Genomic DNA, 18,463 nt, shown 5'->3' on the forward strand with positions numbered 1-18,463 from the left:
CCGACAACACGGGAGGAACGCGTGACTCAGCTCCTGAGAGTCCAGAACTTCAACGTCTCGAGCGACGGCATCGCCGCCGGCAAGAACCAGAGCCTCGAGCTGCCGTTCGGTCTCGAGCATCCCGAGCGGCTGTTCGCGTGGGCCGGCGCCACGGCGAGCTGGCCCATGCGCACCGACCCCGGGGGCAGCCGGGGTCTCGACGACTACTTCACCCGGGACTTCGCGCGCAACATCGGCGCCGAGATCATGGGCCGCAACAAGTTCGGGCCCCAGCGCGGGCCCTGGCAGGACCACGAGTGGCGCGGCTGGTGGGGGGAGGAGCCCCCGTTCCGCACCCCGGTGTTCGTCATGACCCACCACGAGCGTCCTTCGTTCACGCTCTCCGACACCACGTTCCACTTCGTCGCCGGCGACCCGGCCGCGGTCCTCGAGCGGGCGCGAGAAGCGGCGCGGGGCAAGGACGTCCGGCTCGGCGGCGGGGTCACCACCATCAGGCAGTTCCTCGACGCGGACCTCGTCGACACCCTGCACGTGGTGGTCTCCCCGGTGAAGCTCGGGTCCGGACTGCGCCTGTGGGAGTCCCCCGACGAACTGCGCGACCGGTACCACCTGGAGGTCGTGCCCAGCCCGAGCGGCGTGACCCACCACCTGTTCTGGCGGAAGTGACCGGCCCTCGGGGCCGCACTAGAAGGGGGCGCCCAGGGCGTCGCCCACGGCGGAGCCGATGACGGCGCCCAGGGCGCGTTCGGTGCGGGTCGGCATCAGGGGCGGGCCGCCGTCGGCGGGTGCAGGCGCAGCCAGCCGGCCCACGCCGAGGTGATCATGTCGTCGATGTCGTGGCGGGCCTTCCAGCCCAGTTCCGTGGCCGCGCGGTCGGCGGAGGCGACTACGCGGGGCGGGTCGCCGGGGCGGCGCGGGGCGACCACGGGCGGGAGGTCGTGGCCGGTGAGGGCGTTGACGCGGTCGATCATCTCCCGCACGGAGACGCCCTCACCGCGGCCGATGTTGAGGGTGAGGTCCCGGCCGGGGGCGGAGCGCAGCGCGCGGGCCGCCGCGACATGGGCCTCGGCCAGGTCGACGACGTGGATGTAGTCGCGGACACAGGTGCCGTCGGGGGTCGGGTAGTCGTCGCCGAACACGCGCGGGGGCAGACCGTCCGTCAGCCTCTCGAAGATCATGGGGACGAGGTTGGAGACGCCCGTGTCGGCGAGGTCCGGGCGGGCGGCGCCGGCGACGTTGAAGTAGCGCAGGCAGGCCGTCGAGAGCCCGGCCGCTCTGCCGGTCGCGCGGACCAGCCACTCGCCGGCCAGTTTCGTCTCACCGTACGGCGACAGGGGCGCGCACGGGGTCTCCTCCGTCACGAGGGCCACGTCCGGCATGCCGTACACGGCTGCCGAGGAGGAGAAGACGAAGGAGCGGACCCCGGCCGACGTGACCGCGTCCAGCAGGACCCGCAGGCCCTCCACGTTCTCCCGGTAGTAGTGCAGGGGCAGCGACACCGACTCGGCCACCTGCTTCTTCGCCGCCAGGTGGACGACCCCGGTGACCTCGTGGTCCGCGAGGGCGCGCGCCACCCGCTCACCGTCCAGGGTGGAGCCGACCACCAGCGGCACCCCGTCCGGCACCCGGTCGGCGAGGCCGGTGGACAGGTCGTCGTACACCACCGCCCGTTCGCCCGCCTCGGTCATCGCCCGTACGACGTGCGCCCCGATGTAGCCGGCGCCGCCGGTGATCAACCAGGTCATGGACGGCCGTCCCCTCGTCGTTGGCCCGTGCTTCCGCAATCGAACAGGTCGACCCTCAGTGAAGCAGGCGCCACAGCCTTCCGCGCAATACCGGGACGATTCCGCGGACCCCGGCCGCCACGCGCAGGGCCAGCGCACCCGAGTGCGTGGCGTACGGCCGCACCAGCACCACGCCGTGCCGCCGGCTCGGCAGCACACAGCGGCGCAGCAGGCCCGGCCCGGCGAGCGCGTGCGCGGTCACCCGGCGGCTCGAACCGTCCCGGAAGCGCACCCGCAGCCGCAGGTCCCAGGTGCCCGTGCCGAGCGTGGCCAGCCGGTCCGGCCGCACGGTCGTCTCCGCGACCCAGGTGCCGTCGGCGGCCGTCCGCAGCGGCACCGTACGGCGGACCCGGGCGCCGCCCCGGTCCCGGTGGCGCCACTCCACCTCCGCCGCCACCGGTCCGGCCCGTGCCACCCGGCCGTACAGCTCGTGCAGGCGCACCCGCAGCCGTGGGCCGTGCGCGCGGGGGCGCAGTTCCGCGTCCACGGCGAGCGGGAGGAGGGGGACGGGACGGGTCAGCAGGTGTTCCAGGGTGAGTCCGGGCAGGGCGGTTGACCAGCAGGGCGTGCCGTCCGCCGCGCGGGCGTACGGCGGGCACAGCCGGGCCGGCCGGGCCGCCAGCTCCCGCAGCCGGGGCAGGTCGCACGGCTCGGGGGAGGCCAGCACGACCCGCCCGATCAGCCGGCCGGGGGCGACCGGGTCGCGGGCCCGGTCGGCGGCGTCGTACTCCGCGAGGAACGCCCGTGTGTGCGCCCACCACCGGCGCCGGTACTCCTCGTCGTGCAGCGGCAGCTCACGGGCGTACATGCGCAGGTCGTGGTCGAGGAACTTGGCCCGCGCCCTGCGTGCCAGCCGTTTCTGCCCGGCGTCCAGCAGGATCGTGTGGGCGGTGCGGCACGCGCGCGTGCGGGCCCGCCAGTTGTCGACGCCCGCGCGGTCCAGCGAGATCGACAGCCGCCGCGCGGACCGGCGGACGTGCCAGACGTACACCGGGCCGGGGACCAGCGCGACGCGCGGGGCGGCGGCCCACACCCGCGCGGTGAACACGACGTCCTCGTAGGGGAAGCGGCCGTCGGGGAAGCGGATGCCGTGCGCGCGCAGGAAGGCCGTGTCGTAGAGCTTGTTGACGCACAGCGTGTCGTGGACCAGGCGCGGGCGCAGCGCGGGGCGGGCGAGCACGGCGGGCGCGGCGTACAGGGCCGGCTCCCACGGTTCCTCGTGCCCCGACGGCAGCTCGCGGCGCACGCACAGGCCGCCCGCGACCTGCGCGCGGGCCCCGGTCGCGGCGGTGAGCAGCGCGTCCACCGCGCCGGGCGGCAGTACGTCGTCGCTGTCCAGGAACATCACGTACGGCGAGGTCACCGCGGCGAGCCCGGTGTTGCGCGGGGTGCCGCAGCCGCCGCTGTTGACGGGGAGCCGGATCACCCGCAGCCGGGGTTCGCCCTCGGCGAGCCGGTCCAGCAGGCCGGCGCTGCCGTCCGTCGAGCAGTCGTCGACGGCGACGACCTCCCGTACGGCGGGCCCCTGCCCGAGCGCCGAGCGCACGGCGTCGGTCACATGGGCGGCGTCGTCGTAGCCGATGACGACGACGGAGACCTGGGGCTGAGGGGGCTGCATGGCGTCCTCGGGCGCGTCACGGGGCTGCTCCTGCCTCCATTGAGGACGCTCGGCGCGCGCGGCGCACGCCGGCCGCCGTTACGCGCCCTCCGCCACCGCCGTGTCCAGTGCCGCCGTGAGCCGGTGCAGACGGGTGCTGAGGTCGCGGATCTCGTCGATGCCGAAGCCGGTCGCGGCCATGATCCGGCGCGGCACCTCCAGGGCCCGCTCCCGCAGCGCGGTGCCCTCCTCGGTGGGCCGGACCTCCACCGACCGCTCGTCGCGCGCACTGCGCTCCCGGCTCACCAGGCCGGCCGTCTCCAGCCGCTTGAGCAGCGGGGACAGGGTGCCGGAGTCCAGCCGCAGATGCTCGCCGAGCTTCTTCACCGGCAGCGTGCCGTGCTCCCACAGCACCAGCATGACCAGGTACTGCGGATAGGTGAGCCCGAGATCCTTGAGGACCACCCGGTAGACGCCGTTGAAGGCGCGGGAGGCCGCGTTCAGGTTGAAGCAGATCTGCTGGTCGAGGCGGAGCCAGTCGTCCGCGGCGCCCGGCAGCGGGGCCGTCGCGGGGGGTGGGCTCGGGGTGGCTGTCATGGCTCCAGGGTAGCGCTCGCGGGCCATTTGGTTGCGCACAATTCAATTGCGTGCTCTACTTGTGGTCGTACGGCGGCCGGACCCACCGAACCGAAGGGCCCGGCCGCGCCACGACTCGAGAGGGAAGGTCCTTTCCATGGACGCGCTCTACACCGCTGTCGCCACCGCCACCCACGGCCGCGAGGGCCGCGCCGTCACCTCCGACGGCAAGCTGGACCTCGGTCTGAGCGCCCCCGTGGAGCTCGGCGGCAACGGCCAGGGCACCAACCCCGAGCAGCTCTTCGCCGCCGGGTACGCGGCCTGCTTCGGCAGCGCCCTCGGCGTGGTCGGCCGGGCGGCGAAGGTCGACGTCAGCGACGCCGCGGTGACCGCCGAGGTCGTCCTCGGCAAGCAGGGCGAGGGCTTCGCGCTCGCGGTGACGCTGCGCGTCGAGCTGCCCGAGGGCATCGAGGAGGAGACCGGCCGCAAGCTGGTCGAGCAGGCCCACCAGGTCTGCCCCTACTCCAACGCCACCCGCGGCAACATCCCCGTCGACCTCGTCATCGAGTAGTCCCCGGCACCCGCGCCAGCACCTCCCCCGTCCGCCGGCTCCACGCCACCACCACCGCCTCCTCGGGCACCCGCTGCGCGGGCGTCAGCAGCAGCCAGCGCGCGTGGTACCGGCGGACGACCGCGGCCCGCTCCGCGCGGGTCGCACCGGGGTCCAGATACGCGCGCACGTCGGCCGCCCGCCGCAGCCGCTCCGCCTCGTCCAGCGAGGCGTCCGGCCAGGCGGGCGCGGCGAGGTTCGGGCCGTACCCGGCGAGCGCGTGGACGGCGTGGTAGCCGTCGGTGATCACCACCTCGCCCGGTCCGATGTACCGCGCGGCCCAGTCGTACGACGGCCAGTCCGGCGGCCGTGCGAAGCCCGCCGGCACCACCGCCCCCGCGTGCACGGTCAGGAACGCCGCGCACGCCCCCGCCGCCGCGGCCCCGCCCAGCAGCCGCCGCCGCACCGGCCACGGCCGCGGCGCCGCCAGCTCCACCGCCAGCGCGAACTGCAGCGGCACCGGCGTCAGCCCGAGGATCCCGCCGTAGGTGTAGTGGCCGCCGACCCAGCCGTACGCCACCACCAGGCAGTCCAGGACGAACATCAGCACCAGCGGATCGCGCCACGAGGTGCGCCGGGCCCGCAGCCACAGCGCCGGCAACCCGAGCAGCGCCAGCCCGAACCGCCCGCCGAGGTCCAGGTACAGCCGCCGGTGCAGCGCGTCCACGCTGTCGTCCCCGGTCAGCGCGAACACGTCGAAGTACGGCCAGCACGCGGCCGTCAGCAGCGCCACCGCCCCGGTCACCGCCCACCGCCCGGCGACCGCGGCCCCCCACCGCCGCTGCCAGCCGGCGACCAGTGCCACCGCACCCAGCGCCGCCGCGACCGCGGTGATCGGGTGCACCAGCAGGACCAGCCCGTACAGCGTGCCCAGCACCACGTACCCGTGGACCGGGCGCAGCCCGCCCGGCCCCACGTACCGCACGGCCCCCGCGTTCCGGGCCCGCGCCCCCGTCAGCGCCCACGCCCAGAAGGTGAGCCCGATCGCGCACGCCGACGGGTAGGCCAGGTTGCCCGTCATCGACATCAGGTTCAGGTAGCCGCTCCACCAGGCCCGTTCCACTCCCCACAGCAGCGTCATCGCGCCGAGCGCCAGCACCGGCGCCCAGGGGCGCGGGGTCAGCACCCGCACGAAGCGGCCGATCCCGGTCAGCAGCACCAGCAGGTTCAGCGGCCCGGTGAGCCTGAGCACCTCCCAGCCGCCCAGCCCCGTCAGCCGGGCCGCCACGCCCTGCGCCAGCGCGAACGGCGAGTAGGAGGGGCTGCCCGCCCCCGGCAGGTCCGCCATCGGATGCCGGGGGTTCAGCAGGTCGTCCTTGAGGCGCTCGACGACCGCCGCGTGCTGCCCGGCGTCGCAGCACAGCGGCACCCTCCAGTACGCCAGCGACATCAGGAGCCAGAACAGGAAGCCGAAGAACTGGTACGGGGAGGGACGCCAGGTCCCGCCGCCGCGCAGCGCCGTGGCACCGCGCACGGCCGGCCGGACGAGGACTCCGGAGCTCATCGGGCGGTGAGGGAGAAGGGGAGCGTCTCGGGCATCTGCCGTATGTTCCCGGCGAGGTCGACGACATGACCTCGCCTCACCTCATCGAGTGATACGACGGTTCAGCGCGCCGGCTCCACCGGAGCCCCCTGCGCCGGCACCACCACCCGCCGCACCACCGGCTCCAGCAGCAGCGGCACCCCCACCAGCACCAGCCCCGCCCGTGTCCTGTGCCCCTCCGGCACCCGCAGTTCCACCGGGACCGTCACACCCTCCGGCCGGCGCGCCCGGAACTCTCGGCCGTACGGCGGAAGAACTCGCCCTTGCCGGACGGCGGCAGCCGGTCCGGCTTGGAGAGGATGTCGAGGCAGTGCTCACCCGTCTTGGTGTGCGGGAAGGGACGCCAGTGCGCGAGCTCCGGGCGGGCGTCGACGAACCGGAACACCCGCGCGACGAAGTCGTGGCAGTAGACCTTTTGGTTACGCGCCCTGCGGCATCCGGGGGACGCCCGTCACACGAAGGGGCGGACCCGTGACGGCCCGCCCCTTCAACTTCTTTCGTGTTCCCGCTACTTCACCGCGCCCGCCATCACACCGGAGACGAACTGCCGCTGGAACGCGAAGAACACGACCAGCGGAACCACCATCGAGATGAACGCGCCGGGTGCCAGGACGTCGATGTTGTTGCCGAACTGCCGTACCTGGGTCTGCAGGGCGACCGTGATCGGCTGGCTCCCCGAGTCGGTGAAGATCAGCGCGACCAGCATGTCGTTCCACACCCACAGGAACTGGAAGATGCCGAGCGCGGCGATGGCCGGACCGGCCAGCGGCATCACGACCCGTACGAACAGCCGCAGTTCGCCCGCACCGTCCAGCCGGGCCGCCTCCAGCAGCTCCTTCGGGATCTCCGCGAAGAAGTTCCGCAGCAGGAACACCGCGAACGGCAGGCCGAAACCGACGTGGAAGAGGACCACACCGGCCACGGAACCGAAGAGGCCGATGCTGCCGAAGAGTTCGGCGATCGGGATCAGCGCCACCTGCACCGGCACCACCAGCAGCCCCACCACGGCCAGGAACCACCAGTCCCGGCCCGGGAACTCCATCCAGGCGAAGGCGTACCCGGCGAGGGAGCCGATCACCACCACCAGCACGGTCGCCGGGACGGTGATGTACACCGTGTTCAGCAGCGAGCCGGTGATGTCGTCGTTCTCCAGCAGCGTCTCGTAGGCGCCGAAGGTGAGCTGCGAGGGCTCGGTGAACACCTTCCACCAGCCGTCGGCGGCCATGTCCTGCGGGGTGCGCAGGCTGGCCAGCAGCAGCCCGACCGTCGGGACCAGCCAGAACAGGCCCACCACGATCAGGAAGACGCGGACCAGTCCGCCGCTGACCCACTCGCTCAGCCGGGAGCCCAGCGACCGCTCGGCCCTGACGGCGGGGACCGCCTTGGTGACGCCGCCGGTGTCCGCACTCATCGCCGCACCTCCCGCCGCAGCCGCCTGACGTTGAACCACATCACCGGGATGACGAGCAGCAGCAGGAACACCGCGATCGCGCTGGCGATGCCCGGCTGGTCCGACGCGAAGCCCTTGCGGTACAGCTCCAGCGCGAGGACGTTCGCGTCGTCCTGGGACGAGCCCGGCGCGATGATGAAGACCAGGTCGAACACCTTCAGCACGTTGATCATCAGGGTGACGGTGACGACCGCGAGGACCGGCGCCAGCAGCGGCACCGTGACCCGTCGGAACACCTGCCACTCGTTCGCGCCGTCCACCCGCGCGGCCTCCAGCAGCTCCCGGGGCATCCCCGCGAGCCCGGCCGAGATCAGCACCATCGCGAAGCCCGCCCACATCCAGATGTACGAGCCGATGATCGCCGGCGTGACCAGCGACGGGCCGAGCCAGTCGAGGCCGTTGTACGGCTCGGCGAAGTTGCCCGCCGGAAGCCGCAGCCGGGCCCCGTCGGCCTTCGAGGAGAAGGAGAACGCGCCGTCGTCGCCCGCGGTGGCCGTCTCCACCACCTCGCCGTCCTTGACGGCCTCGATCCGCATCCCCGGATAGCCCAGCTCGGCCGCGTCGACGCCGTTCAGCGTGCCGACGCCCTTGCCGCGGGTGAAGTCCTGCCAGGTGGTGCCGGTGATCCGGTCGTCCTCCGGCTCCGGCGGCGCCGCCCGCTCCGCCTCGTCCGGCATCAGGTCGGGGGCGACCCCGACCAGCGGCAGCGTCACCGTCCCACCGGTGCTCACCGTCCCCTTGGTGATGAACGCGCCCCCGCCGGCCGGCTCCAGCGGCGACTCGCGGCCCGGGTGCGCCTTCGGGAACGCCGACGACTGGGCGAAGGTGTCGTGCACCCCCACCCACACCGCGTTCGCCACGCCCTTGTCGGGGTCCTGGTCGTACACCAGGCGGAAGATGATGCCGGCGGCCAGCATCGAGATCGCCATCGGCATGAAGACGACCAGCTTGAACGCCGTTCCCCAGCGCACCCGTTCGGTCAGCACCGCGAAGACCAGACCGAGCGCGGTCGCGATCGTCGGCGCGAACACCACCCAGACGACGTTGTTCTTCAGGGCCGTGCGGATGCCGTCGTCGGTGAACAGGGCCCGGTAGTTGTCGATTCCGGCGAAGCCGTCGCCGGACTGGTCGTAGAAGCTGCGGACGACGGAGTACCCGATCGGGTAGACCACGAGCGCACCGAGCAGCACGAGCGCGGGCAGCAGGAACAGCGCCGCCACGGTGGTGCGGGTGCCGGTGACGCTCTTGCGCGACTTGGGAGCGGCAGGGGCCGCCTTCGGTGCCCCTGCCGCGGTGTCCGACGCCATCGCCGGATCAGTTCCCGTACGCCGCGGCCGCGTCGGCCTCCAGCTTCGCCTGCGTCCCCGCGATGTCCTTGGGGTTCTTCAGGAAGTCCTGGAGGATCTTCCACTCACCCTTGCCGGGCGTGCCGCCGAACGCCTGCGGGGCCTGGTCGGACATGTCGAAGCGGAAGTCGTCACCGGCCGCGACCAGCGCCTCGGCGATCTTCTTCTGCACGTCGTTCGGATACGCCGACGAGTCGACGCTCTTGTTCGGGGAGAGGAAGCCGCCCAGCTTCGCGTGGATCGCCGCCGCGTCGGGGGAGGCCAGGAAGGTGACCAGCGCCTGTGCCGCCTTCGAGTCCTCCAGGATCACGGCCGCGTCACCGCCGGAGACCACCGGCGCGGTGTCACCGACGGCCGGGAACGGGAACACCTTCGCGTCCGTGCCCACCTCCGCCTTGGTCTCGCCGATGTTGACCTGCGCGAAGTCGCCCTCGTAGACCATGCCGGCCTTGGGCTGGTCGCCGCCGGTGAAGGTCTGCGTCACGGACGTCGGGAAGTCGGTCCCCAGTGCGCCGGAGGCGACGTAGTCCTTCTTGCCCCAGATCCCGGCGAGCGTGGTCAGCGCCTCCTTGACGGACGGGTCCGTCCACTTGATCTCGTGCTTCGCGAGCTGGTCGTACTTCTCCGGCCCGGCCTGCGAGAGGTAGACGTTCTCGAACCAGTCGGTCAGCGTCCAGCCCTCGGCGCCGCCGACCGAGAACGGGGTGACACCGGAGTCGTACACCGTCTGCGCGGTGGTGAGCAGTTCGTCCCACGTCTTGGGTTCGGCGGCGCCCGCGTTCTCGAAGACCTGGGCGTTGTACCAGATCAGCGACTTGTTGGCGGCCTTGTAGTAGACGCCGTACTGCTTGCCGTCGACCTTGCCGATGTCCTGCCAGCCCTGCGAGTAGTTCTCGCCGAGCTCCTTGGCCGCCTCGGCGCCGAGCGGCTTGGCCCAGCCCTTGTCGACGGCCTGCTTGATGGCGCCCGGCTGCGGCAGCATCGCCACGTCCGGCGGTGCGCCGCCCGCGACCTTCGAGCCGAGGAAGTTGATGATCGGGTCCTGGGCGGGGACGAAGGTCACCTTGGCGCCGGTGCGCTTCTCGAACTCCGCGAGGACCTTCTTGAAGTTGGCCTGCTCGGCGCCGGTCCACACGGCGGCCACCTCGAGGCTCTCGCCGTCCAGCTTGGGCAAGGTGACGGTGGTTCCGGTGGCGCCGGTCCCACCGCCCTTGTCCTCGTCGTCGCTCTTGTCGTCGTCGCCACCGCCGCACGCGGTGAGCGAGACCGCGAGCACCCCCGCGGCGAGCACCGCGGCGGCCCTGCGGGTGCGGGGGGCCGCCAGGTGGTTCTCAGACGGCCTGCGTGTCCGGATGATCCTGCTCGTCCTGCGCATCACTGCCCCGTTCTTCGTACTCCGTCGAACGCCCAGCGCTGTCCCGTGCGCTCTGGTCTACGCCCGGGGGGTGGGGGTGGCAAGACCGCGTCCCGTGTCAAGTAGGGGATCGTGACCGCGTCGTGACCACGGGTCACGGGCCGGTGAGTACCCCGACTCATGACAGCGCGGACCCCGGGCGGAATGCTGTGGACATGCTCATCAGACGATCGGTCACCGCGGTCGCCCTCCTGGCGGTCACCATGACGGCCTGCGGGACCCAGCAGGGCGGCGGGCAGGCGGCGCAGCCGTCGAGTCCCCGGCCGTCCTTCAGCCCCCGGCCGAAGTGCGCCCAGCCCGCCGGGGCGCCCACGGGGCTGCCCTCCCCCTCCGCGTCCTCCGCGTCCCCCACCGGGAGCACGGACGGTGGCCGGGAGCAGAGCGGGGACGGCGCCCCGCACTATGCCGAGAACCACGCCTACCGGATGCGGGCGTCGATGACACCGGAGAAGAGGGCCTCGGGAGCGGCGTCGGCGAAGCTCATCCGCGCGGAGCTGGAGAAGGTGCGCGAGGAGGGCGGCGCCGGTGAGTACGGCCGCTTCGACGACGAGCGGGTCGCGGCGGCACTGGCCCGTCTCGGCTGCGGCGAGGAGCACGGCGTCTCCATCGGCAACGGGTACTACCACGTGCACACGGGGATCGTCTGTGTGTCCGGCCGGGTGACGGAGGACGAGCTGACCACCGAGGTGCACGGCGCCTACGCCGAGCCTCAGCCCGGAATGGGCCCCTGTGTCGAGAACCGGGGAGGCCACTGACGGGCCTCCGTCCCAGGAGCTAGAGCAGCGACGGCACCTCCGCCGCCGCGACCTGACGGGCCGCCCGCTCCAACGCGCTGGCGAGCAGCGCCAGATCGGTGGGCCCGTTGCCGAGCTCGCGCACCTGCCGGCGGGCCGGCGGATCCCCCATGCGGTGCCACTCCAGGGGCACGACCGTCGGCCGCAGCGTCGCCGTCCGCGGGATACGGCCGGTCACCCGGCCCCCCTGGAACGCCGTCTCCCGCCCGTCCGGCCGGACCACCCGCCCCCGCCCCGGCGCCGGCGCCTCCGGTCCGCCGCCCGGCACCACCGCGTCGAGCGCGACCCGCAGCGACGCCTGCCGCACCGGCTCGCTCTGCGCCGTACGGGCGCAGGGTCCGGTGGCCATCACCAGGTGCACGCCCAGCCGCTCACCGTCCCGCGCCACCGCCTCCAGCGCCCGCATCACCGATCCGGCGGCGGGCCGCCCCGGCGAACCGAGCGCAGGGGACACCAGCGCGTCCAGGTCGTCCACGACCACCACCAGCCGGGGCAGCGGCGGCGCGGCCTCCGTCCTGCGCCGGTCCGCGCCCGGCCGCAGCCGCAGCGTCGAACTGGGCGGGGTGTCGAGGTCCCCGTTGTGCTGCTCCGCGCGGGACGCGACCGCCGTGCGCTGGGCGACCATACGGTCGGACAGCTCCCGCCCGGTGTGCCACTCCGTGAAGTCCGACCGGCCCAGCAGCTCCGCGCGCCGCTTCAGCTCGGCGCTCAGGGACTGCGCGAACTCCCGCATCCGCACCGGGTCGTTGGCGCACAGGTGCGTGGTGACGTGCGGTACGTCCGTACAGACGCGCAGGTCCTCGCCGGGCGCGTCGTCCGTCGTGGGCACGCCCCGGCCGTCGACCAGCACGACGGCCAGCCGGTCGGGACGCTCGGCGGCGGCCAGCGAGGCGACGACCGCCCGCAGCAGTTCCGTACGGCCGCTGCCGGGCGGCCCCTCGACCAGCAGATGCGGTCCGTCGGCGGCGAGGTCGGCGGTGACCGGGCCGCGCGGTCCGGCGCCCAGGACGGCGGTGACGCGTCCGCCGAGCGCCCGGGTGTCGTCGGCCGCGTCCGCCCAGCGGGCCATCAGCGAGGCCGGGGTGGCCCGGGCCAGGCCCAGCTCGTCGAGGAGCCGCGCCGACCGGGGCAGCGGCGCCGACACGTGCGCGTGCCCCTCCCCGTCGGTGCCGTCCGTGCGCAGCGGCGCGAGCGCCCGCGCGAACCGCTCGGCCCAGGCGGGGGAGACCGCGTCGACCGTGGCGAGGGTGCCGTGGCCGACGGGGCCGGTCCCGGTGACCCGCAGCAGCCGCAGGGCGGTCGCCACGTCCCCGCTGAGCAGGGCGACGGCCCCGCACCGCCGGAACGCCGGCGCCGCCGCGCAGGCCGCCTCGTAGGTCTCCGTCACCGGGGACGCGGGGGAGGCGGCGGCCGTCTCGGCGAGGCACACCACGTGGATCCCGGCCCGGGGCCCTTCCAGGGCCAGCCGCGTCACCGCCTCGCGCGCGTCGGGGCCGCCGGGGTCGCCGTCCACGACGACCACGGTGTACGGCCCTTCACCGCCGGATATGCGGGGGGCCGCGTGGGCGTGGTCCGCGAGCCGGCGCAGCAGTTCCCCGGCGCGGGCCGTGGCCTGTTCGTGGTCGTGTGCGAGGAGCAGGCGGCAGTCCTGGCCGTGCCCCGGGCGTACGTGCGGCAGCCAGCCCAGCCAGGACCACTCGGCGGTGCGCTCCGCGAGGGGGCGGGAGCGGTCCGCGGCGATCAGGACGATCTCCAGGGCGTCGGGGGAGTGCAGCGCGGCGAGCTGGGCGAGCACCGCGCGGGCCAGCCCGGCGAGCCGCTCGCGCGGGCCGGCCAGCCCCAGCGAGCCGGCCTCGCGCAGCCCCGAGGTCACCGGTACGGCGGGCAGCAGACCCGAGCCGTCCGGCGCCGGCCGGTCCGCCGTGCCGAGCCGCACCGCGAGCGCCTCCGGGTGGTCCGGCCCGCGCTCCCACAGCCGGGGGCCGGGGCCGAGCGCGGTCAGCAGCAGCGTGGCGGGGTCCGGCCAGGTCTCGGGCAGTACGGGGGTGAAGGGGGCCGGTCCGGCCGTGAACCCGCCCGGCTCCTCACGGCGCCCGTCCCACGCGCCCGCGGCCTCCCGCTCCTGCCGTCCCCCGGTCAGCCGCCGGGCCCAGGCCCCGATACCCCCCCGCTTCCGCCCGGCGGGCGGCTGCGGGACCTCGGTCCCCCGCGGAGGAGTGTCCGTACGGGAACCGCCCCCGCTCCCGCCGAGCCCGTCACCGGCCACGGAAGCGGAACCCCGGCCGGCACGCCGCCCGTCCTGCGCGTCGTCGGCCGTGCGGGCGGGGCCACGGCCCGGCACCTCACCGTGCCGCCCGCCACGGGCATCGTCGGCGTACCACCCGTCCTGCACGTCGTCATCCGCCCGGACGAGGCCGCGGTCCGGCACCCCGCCGTGCCGCCCGCCACGGGCATCGTCGGCGTACCGGCCGTACTGCGCGTCGTCGGCCGCGCGGGAGGAGCCACGGTCCGGCACCTCACCGTGCCGCCCGGCGGCGGGTGCCTCGTCCCGGGAGTCGCCGTGGGCCGCGTCGGAGGGCCGGTGTCCCGGGGCGACGGCACCGTGACCGAAACCGCCGTCGAGGGAGCCGCTGCCCGCGTGGGTCTCGTCACCGACGGGCCCGGGCTGCGACACGCGCCGCCCCTTGGGCACCCGGGGCACGTCCCCGCGCGCCACGACGCGCACCGCCCGCCGGCCGGTGGCGCGTTCCTCCGCCTCGATGTCCGGCGCGCCCCCCTGCCCGGGCACCAGCGGTGCCCGGCCCGTGCGCGGGCCGGGCGGGTCCTGGACGCCGGGAGCGTGCCCGGCGCCGTCGCCGGAGGCGGCCCACTCCGCCGAGCCGTAGGTGTGATGGGTCCGCGCGCGCGGCGGGGACACCGGCTCCGTACGCTCCGCACGCGCGCGTGCGGAGTCGGCGGCGCCCGGGGAACCGCCGGCGTGCCCGGACGCCCCGGCCCCCTCCCCGCCCCGCGCCCCCGGTACCCGTACGTACCCCTCGCCGTCCGGTGTCGTGGCCGCTCGCGCGGAGGGACCCGCCGCCGGGGTCAGGCGCAGGGCCGACTCGCCGATGCGCAGGAGCGCGCCCGGGGCGAGGCGGACCGGGCGGGGGCCCACGCGCCGGCCGTCCAGGGTCGTGCCGTTGGTGGAGTCGAGGTCGGCGACCGAGACGCCGCCGTCCGGGGCGACCGTCACGGCGCAGTGCAGCCGGGAGACGTCCGGGTCGTCGAGCGGCACGTCGGCGTCGGCGGAACGGCCTATGCGGATCTCGCCGCCGTGCAGCAGGTGCACCCCGCCCGCGTCGGGCCCGGCGACCACGTGCAGCCGGGTCGGGGCCTCGTCCAGCTCGGGATGTGGCTCGGGCTCGCCGGGGGCGCCCACGGCCAGCACCGCGCCGTCGATCAGCGGCGGCTCGCCCAGTGTGCAGCGCTGGGCGTCGAGCCGCTGGTCACCGGCGTACAGCACCGGTGAGCCGGACGAGCCGTCACCGCCGGAGACCGCCGCGGCCAGCGCGGAGGCGACCGCGGCCAGGGCCGTGCCCGCGGGTGCCGTGACCAGCACGTCGCAGCTCGCGGCCCGCTCCCGCGCGGGGGAGGAGGGGCCCAGCGGGTCTACGACGGTCAGCCGGATCTGCATCGCCGTCAGCGGTCCCTTCTGCGCGAGCGCCCGCGACGCGGGGGACACCACCGCCCCGCGGATCCCCCGACCGCGGACCTCCCCCACCGCCACACGCGCACGTACGGCCAGTACTGCACGCATCCTCGCACCTGCCACCGACAACGCGCCCGCCCTCCGGCAGCAAATGATCTTGATTGGTCGGCTCTGCCCTCAAAAGTGCCTGACCGGTGAGGAGCGAATGATCGTTCCGAGCCCACTTGAGATCGGTCACGTTCGGCATGCGGCAACCAACGGATCGAGTCGAGCGTCTTTCCTTCGAAAGATTCGGACCCTTCGAACCCGGACGGGGGCCGGTACGTAGGACCCGTCGTGGGATCACCCGCGCAGGATCCGCCGCGAGATCACCGTGAGATCACGTCGAGGACGACCAGCCGGTATCCCGCGCGGCGGCACTACAGTGGGTCGGAACATTCCGTAAGACGGTGGACCACGGTGTACGCCAGGCAAGCAGCAGGGAGCGCGACGTGCGGCCGGTTGGCAGCAAGTACCTCCTCGAGGAGCCGCTCGGTCGCGGCGCCACGGGGACCGTCTGGCGAGCCCGCCAGCGGGAGACCGCGGGCGCCGAGGCGGCCGTGCCCGGACAGCCCGGCGAGACCGTCGCGATCAAGGTCCTCAAGGAGGAGCTCGCGGGCGACGCCGACGTCGTGATGCGCTTCCTCCGCGAGCGGTCCGTCCTGCTCCGGCTCACCCACCCCAACATCGTCCGGGTCCGCGACCTGGTCGTCGAGGGTGATCTGCTGGCACTGGTCATGGACCTCGTCGAGGGCCCCGACCTGCACCGCCACCTCCGCGAGAACGGCCCCTTCACCCCCGTCGCCGCCGCCCTGCTGACCGCGCAGATCGCCGACGCGCTCGGCGCCAGCCACGCCGACGGCGTGGTGCACCGCGACCTGAAGCCCGCCAACGTCCTGCTCAAGCAGCAGAACGGCGAGATGCACCCGATGCTGACCGACTTCGGCATCGCCCGCCTCGCCGACTCCCCGGGCCTGACCCGCACCCACGAGTTCGTCGGCACGCCCGCGTACATCGCGCCCGAGTCCGCCGAGGGCCGCCCGCAGACCTCCGCCGTCGACATCTACGGTGCCGGCATCCTGCTCTACGAGCTGGTCACCGGCCGTCCGCCGTTCTCCGGCGGCTCCGCCCTGGAGGTGCTGCACCAGCACCTGAGCGCCGAACCGCGCCGCCCCTCCACGGTCCCCGACCCGCTGTGGACGGTCATCGAGCGCTGCCTGCGCAAGAACCCCGACCAGCGGCCCAGCGCCGAGAACCTCGCGCGCGGCCTGCGCGTCGTCGCCGACGGCATCGGCGTGCACGCGAACTCCGCGCAGATCGCCGCCGCCGAGAACGTCGGCGCGCTCCTCGCCCCCGACCCGGCCCCCGCGCCCGTACCCGGTACGCCCGGAGCGCCCGGCGACGCCGACCCGACGCAGGTGCTGCCGCACGGCGCGGGCGCCTACGACCCCAACGGCGCGACCAGTGTCCTGCCGCAGACCGGCGGTCCGGCGGGCGCCGCCGACCCCACGGCCGTCATGCCCCCCGTGCCGCCCGGACAGCCCGGCGGCCCCGGAGCCGGCCCGGAGGACCCGCACCCCTGGCAGAGCCAGCTCCGCGCGGCCCGCGACCGCAACGAGCAGACCCAGGTCCAGTACCTCGACCCGAGCGAGGACCCGCTGCGCCGCCGCCCCCAGCGGCAGGTCGCCCGCCCCCAGCAGCCGCCGCAGCAACCGCAGCAGCCGCAGCAGCGACGCCCGCAGCCCCAGCAGCGGCCCGGCCCGGGATACGGCTACCCGCAACAGCCCCCGCCGCAGCAGTACGCCCCGCCGCCGGAGCCGCAGCGCCGGCAGCAGCCCCAGCCGCAGCCGCAGCGTTACGCCCCGCCGCCCCCGCCGCCGGAGCAGCAGCGTCCGGTCCGGGAGCCGCGCCAGCCCCGGCAGCGCGGCGCCAACCCGATGCGCATCCCCGGCCTGGGCTGCCTGAAGGGCTGCCTGTTCACGCTCCTCATCCTGTTCGTCGCGAGCTGGCTCATCTGGGAGCTGAGCCCGCTCCAGGACTGGATCGGCACCGGCAAGGGCTACTGGGACCAGCTCAGCGACTGGTTCGGCTCGGTGACGGGCTGGTTCGAGGACCTGGGCGGCTCCGACGAGCCCTCGGTGCCCTCCGGGACGAACTGAACCGAGCTTGTTTACTGATTTGTCGACACCTGGGGGCTGATTTCCGGATCCGCTGTGAAGGCCGGCGCCCCGGACGCGTAGCTTTGGCGACAACACGCGTCGGTAGGAGCAGTCTTGGCACGGAGAATCGGCAGCCGGTACACCGCCCACCAGATCCTCGGGCGGGGCAGCGCCGGCACGGTGTGGCTGGGCGAGGGCCCCGACGGGCCCGTCGCCATCAAGCTGCTGCGTGAGGATCTCTCCTCGGACCAGGAGCTCGTCGGCCGCTTCGTGCAGGAGCGGACGGCGCTGCTCGGTCTGGAGCACCCGCACGTCGTCTCCGTGCGCGACCTGGTGGTCGACGGCAACGACCTCGCCCTCGTGATGGACCTCGTCCGGGGCACGGACCTGCGCACCCGCCTCGACCGGGACCGCAGGCTGGCCCCCGAGGCCGCCGTGGCGATCGTCGCCGACGTCGCCGACGGCCTGGCGGCGGCCCACGCGGCCGGGGTCGTGCACCGGGACGTGAAGCCGGAGAACATCCTGCTCGACATGGAGGGCCCGCTCGGCCCCGGCGGCTCCCACCACGCCCTGCTCACCGACTTCGGCGTGGCGAAACTCATCGACACCCCGCGCCGCACCCGCGCCACGAAGATCATCGGAACGCCCGACTACCTGGCCCCGGAGATCGTCGAGGGCCTGCCCCCGCGCGCGTCGGTCGACATCTACGCGCTGGCCACGGTCCTGTACGAGCTGCTCGCCGGCTTCACACCGTTCGGCGGCGGCCACCCGGGCGCGGTCCTGCGCCGTCACGTCACCGAGACGGTCGTCCCCCTCCCCGGCATCCCGGACGAGCTGTGGCAGCTGCTGGTGCAGTGCCTGGCGAAGGCCCCGGCGTCCCGGCTGCGCGCCTCCGAGCTGGGCGCGCGGCTGCGGGAGCTGCTGCCGATGCTGGCGGGGATGCCGCCGCTGGACGTGGACGAGCCGGACACCGAGCCCGCGGAAGAGGCGGGCGAGGAGCTCCAGTCCTCCGGGCCCGCCCCGGCCGCCGGGGCGCCGGTGCGGCGCCGCGGCGCGGTCCCGCTGGTGCCGGGCGCGAAACCGGCCGACTCCAACCGTGACACGCACACCTCGATGAGGGTGCCGTCCCCCGACGAGCTGGCCGGCGGCGCCCGGGGCACGGCCCGCGCCCCCCGCGCGGCAGGCGCCCGCCGCCCGGGCTCCGCCCGCAACCGCGCGGTCACCCGCCGCCGCCGGCTCACCCTGGCGGTGGCGGCGGCGGTACTCGTGGCGGCGGGCGTGGGCACGTGGCTGGCCACGACGGAGGACGAGGCGGCCCCGCCCCAGGACACGCGGAACTCGGCCCCCGCGAACCCCTGACCCCCCATAGGGGCGCGGGGAACTGCGCGAACGGGGGTCTGGGGGCGGAGCCCCCAGGGACGGGACGGGAAGGGGCGGCGGGGGCGAAACAAACGACCGCCCCA

13 protein-coding genes and 1 pseudogene are annotated in these 18,463 nt (G+C 74.6%); 5 read left to right on the plus strand and 9 right to left on the minus strand.

Features of this window, described 5'->3' with window-relative positions:
• The first annotated feature begins 21 nt into the window (after window positions 1-21).
• Window positions 22-666, plus strand: a complete 645-nt coding sequence (locus IH50_RS0128660; RefSeq protein WP_030868459.1) for a dihydrofolate reductase family protein — start codon at window positions 22-24, stop codon at window positions 664-666.
• 95 nt (window positions 667-761) lie between these two features.
• Here IH50_RS0128660 and galE read toward each other — a convergent pair whose 3' ends face one another.
• The 3 genes from galE to IH50_RS0128680 all read right to left on the minus strand — a co-directional run bounded on the left by galE (window position 762) and on the right by IH50_RS0128680 (window position 3,978).
• Window positions 762-1,745 carry a UDP-glucose 4-epimerase GalE gene (gene galE / locus IH50_RS0128670; RefSeq protein ID WP_030868462.1) on the minus strand — a complete coding sequence of 328 codons (984 nt, stop codon included), beginning with the start codon at window positions 1,743-1,745 and terminating at the stop codon, window positions 762-764.
• A 55-nt stretch (window positions 1,746-1,800) separates the two neighbouring features.
• Complete coding sequence (locus IH50_RS0128675) at window positions 1,801-3,402, minus strand: glycosyltransferase family 2 protein (RefSeq protein WP_030868464.1); 1,602 nt, start codon at window positions 3,400-3,402, stop codon at window positions 1,801-1,803.
• A 78-nt stretch (window positions 3,403-3,480) separates the two neighbouring features.
• Window positions 3,481-3,978: a MarR family winged helix-turn-helix transcriptional regulator gene (locus tag IH50_RS0128680; RefSeq protein ID WP_030868467.1), complete on the minus strand. Its 498-nt coding sequence runs from the start codon at window positions 3,976-3,978 to the stop codon at window positions 3,481-3,483.
• A 136-nt stretch (window positions 3,979-4,114) separates the two neighbouring features.
• On the opposite strand from IH50_RS0128680, the gene IH50_RS0128685 reads away from it, so the two are divergent.
• Window positions 4,115-4,528: an organic hydroperoxide resistance protein gene (locus IH50_RS0128685; RefSeq protein WP_030868470.1), complete on the plus strand. Its 414-nt coding sequence runs from the start codon at window positions 4,115-4,117 to the stop codon at window positions 4,526-4,528.
• Here the strand turns inward: IH50_RS0128685 and IH50_RS0128690 are convergent.
• From IH50_RS0128690 to IH50_RS0128715, 5 genes and pseudogenes are all read right to left on the minus strand, one after another.
• Window positions 4,518-6,071 carry a membrane protein gene (locus IH50_RS0128690; protein ID WP_030868473.1) on the minus strand — a complete coding sequence of 518 codons (1,554 nt, stop codon included), beginning with the start codon at window positions 6,069-6,071 and terminating at the stop codon, window positions 4,518-4,520. The two genes, IH50_RS0128685 and IH50_RS0128690, sit on opposite strands and share 11 nt — an antisense overlap.
• Window positions 6,072-6,271: 200 nt before the next feature.
• Window positions 6,272-6,513, minus strand: a pseudogene (locus tag IH50_RS0128700) (CDP-glycerol:glycerophosphate glycerophosphotransferase); the annotation flags it as partial.
• 105 nt (window positions 6,514-6,618) lie between these two features.
• Window positions 6,619-7,521, minus strand: coding sequence for a carbohydrate ABC transporter permease (locus IH50_RS0128705; RefSeq protein ID WP_030868478.1), 903 nt, complete (start codon window positions 7,519-7,521; stop codon window positions 6,619-6,621).
• A complete protein-coding gene (locus tag IH50_RS0128710) occupies window positions 7,518-8,867 on the minus strand; it encodes a carbohydrate ABC transporter permease (protein WP_030868481.1) in 1,350 nt (449 codons plus the stop codon). Before IH50_RS0128710 ends, IH50_RS0128705 begins: the two co-directional genes overlap by 4 nt.
• Window positions 8,868-8,874: 7 nt before the next feature.
• The gene (locus tag IH50_RS0128715) at window positions 8,875-10,281 is read right to left on the minus strand and encodes an ABC transporter substrate-binding protein (protein ID WP_030868484.1); all 1,407 of its coding nucleotides are present in this window, start codon (window positions 10,279-10,281) and stop codon (window positions 8,875-8,877) included.
• A 194-nt stretch (window positions 10,282-10,475) separates the two neighbouring features.
• Between IH50_RS0128715 and IH50_RS42780 the strand changes: the two genes are divergently transcribed.
• Window positions 10,476-11,075 (plus strand): hypothetical protein, encoded by a 600-nt coding sequence (locus tag IH50_RS42780; protein WP_234328252.1) that lies wholly within the window; start codon window positions 10,476-10,478, stop codon window positions 11,073-11,075.
• Between the two features lie 19 nt (window positions 11,076-11,094).
• Here the strand turns inward: IH50_RS42780 and IH50_RS0128725 are convergent, their stop codons facing one another.
• Window positions 11,095-14,787: an FHA domain-containing protein gene (locus IH50_RS0128725; RefSeq protein ID WP_030868489.1), complete on the minus strand. Its 3,693-nt coding sequence runs from the start codon at window positions 14,785-14,787 to the stop codon at window positions 11,095-11,097.
• Window positions 14,788-15,293: 506 nt separating this feature from the next.
• Between IH50_RS0128725 and IH50_RS0128730 the strand changes: the two genes are divergently transcribed.
• Both IH50_RS0128730 and IH50_RS0128735 read left to right on the plus strand, forming a co-directional pair.
• Entirely contained in the window at window positions 15,294-17,000 is a 1,707-nt protein-coding gene (locus tag IH50_RS0128730; protein WP_030868492.1) for a serine/threonine-protein kinase, read from the plus strand.
• 114 nt (window positions 17,001-17,114) lie between these two features.
• Window positions 17,115-18,359, plus strand: coding sequence for a serine/threonine-protein kinase (locus tag IH50_RS0128735; protein WP_030868495.1), 1,245 nt, complete (start codon window positions 17,115-17,117; stop codon window positions 18,357-18,359).
• Window positions 18,360-18,463: the final 104 nt, after the last annotated feature.

It is taken from the genome of Streptomyces sp. NRRL S-37 (assembly GCF_000721605.1).
Taxonomy (GTDB): Bacteria; Actinomycetota; Actinomycetes; order Streptomycetales; family Streptomycetaceae; genus Streptomyces.

Bases quoted from the DNA above. Each gene is read 5' to 3' on its own strand.
- IH50_RS42780 (WP_234328252.1), top strand. From the start codon at position 10,476: ATGCTCATCAGACGATCGGTCACCGCGGTCGCCCTCCTGGCGGTCACC.
- IH50_RS0128685 (WP_030868470.1), top strand. From the start codon at position 4,115: ATGGACGCGCTCTACACCGCTGTCGCCACCGCCACCCACGGCCGCGAG.
- IH50_RS0128725 (WP_030868489.1), bottom strand. From the start codon at position 14,787: ATGCAGATCCGGCTGACCGTCGTAGACCCGCTGGGCCCCTCCTCCCCC.
- IH50_RS0128675 (WP_030868464.1), bottom strand. From the start codon at position 3,402: ATGCAGCCCCCTCAGCCCCAGGTCTCCGTCGTCGTCATCGGCTACGAC.
- IH50_RS0128705 (WP_030868478.1), bottom strand. From the start codon at position 7,521: ATGAGTGCGGACACCGGCGGCGTCACCAAGGCGGTCCCCGCCGTCAGG.
- galE (WP_030868462.1), bottom strand. From the start codon at position 1,745: ATGACCTGGTTGATCACCGGCGGCGCCGGCTACATCGGGGCGCACGTC.
- IH50_RS0128710 (WP_030868481.1), bottom strand. From the start codon at position 8,867: ATGGCGTCGGACACCGCGGCAGGGGCACCGAAGGCGGCCCCTGCCGCT.
- IH50_RS0128690 (WP_030868473.1), bottom strand. From the start codon at position 6,071: ATGAGCTCCGGAGTCCTCGTCCGGCCGGCCGTGCGCGGTGCCACGGCG.
- IH50_RS0128680 (WP_030868467.1), bottom strand. From the start codon at position 3,978: ATGACAGCCACCCCGAGCCCACCCCCCGCGACGGCCCCGCTGCCGGGC.
- IH50_RS0128715 (WP_030868484.1), bottom strand. From the start codon at position 10,281: ATGCGCAGGACGAGCAGGATCATCCGGACACGCAGGCCGTCTGAGAAC.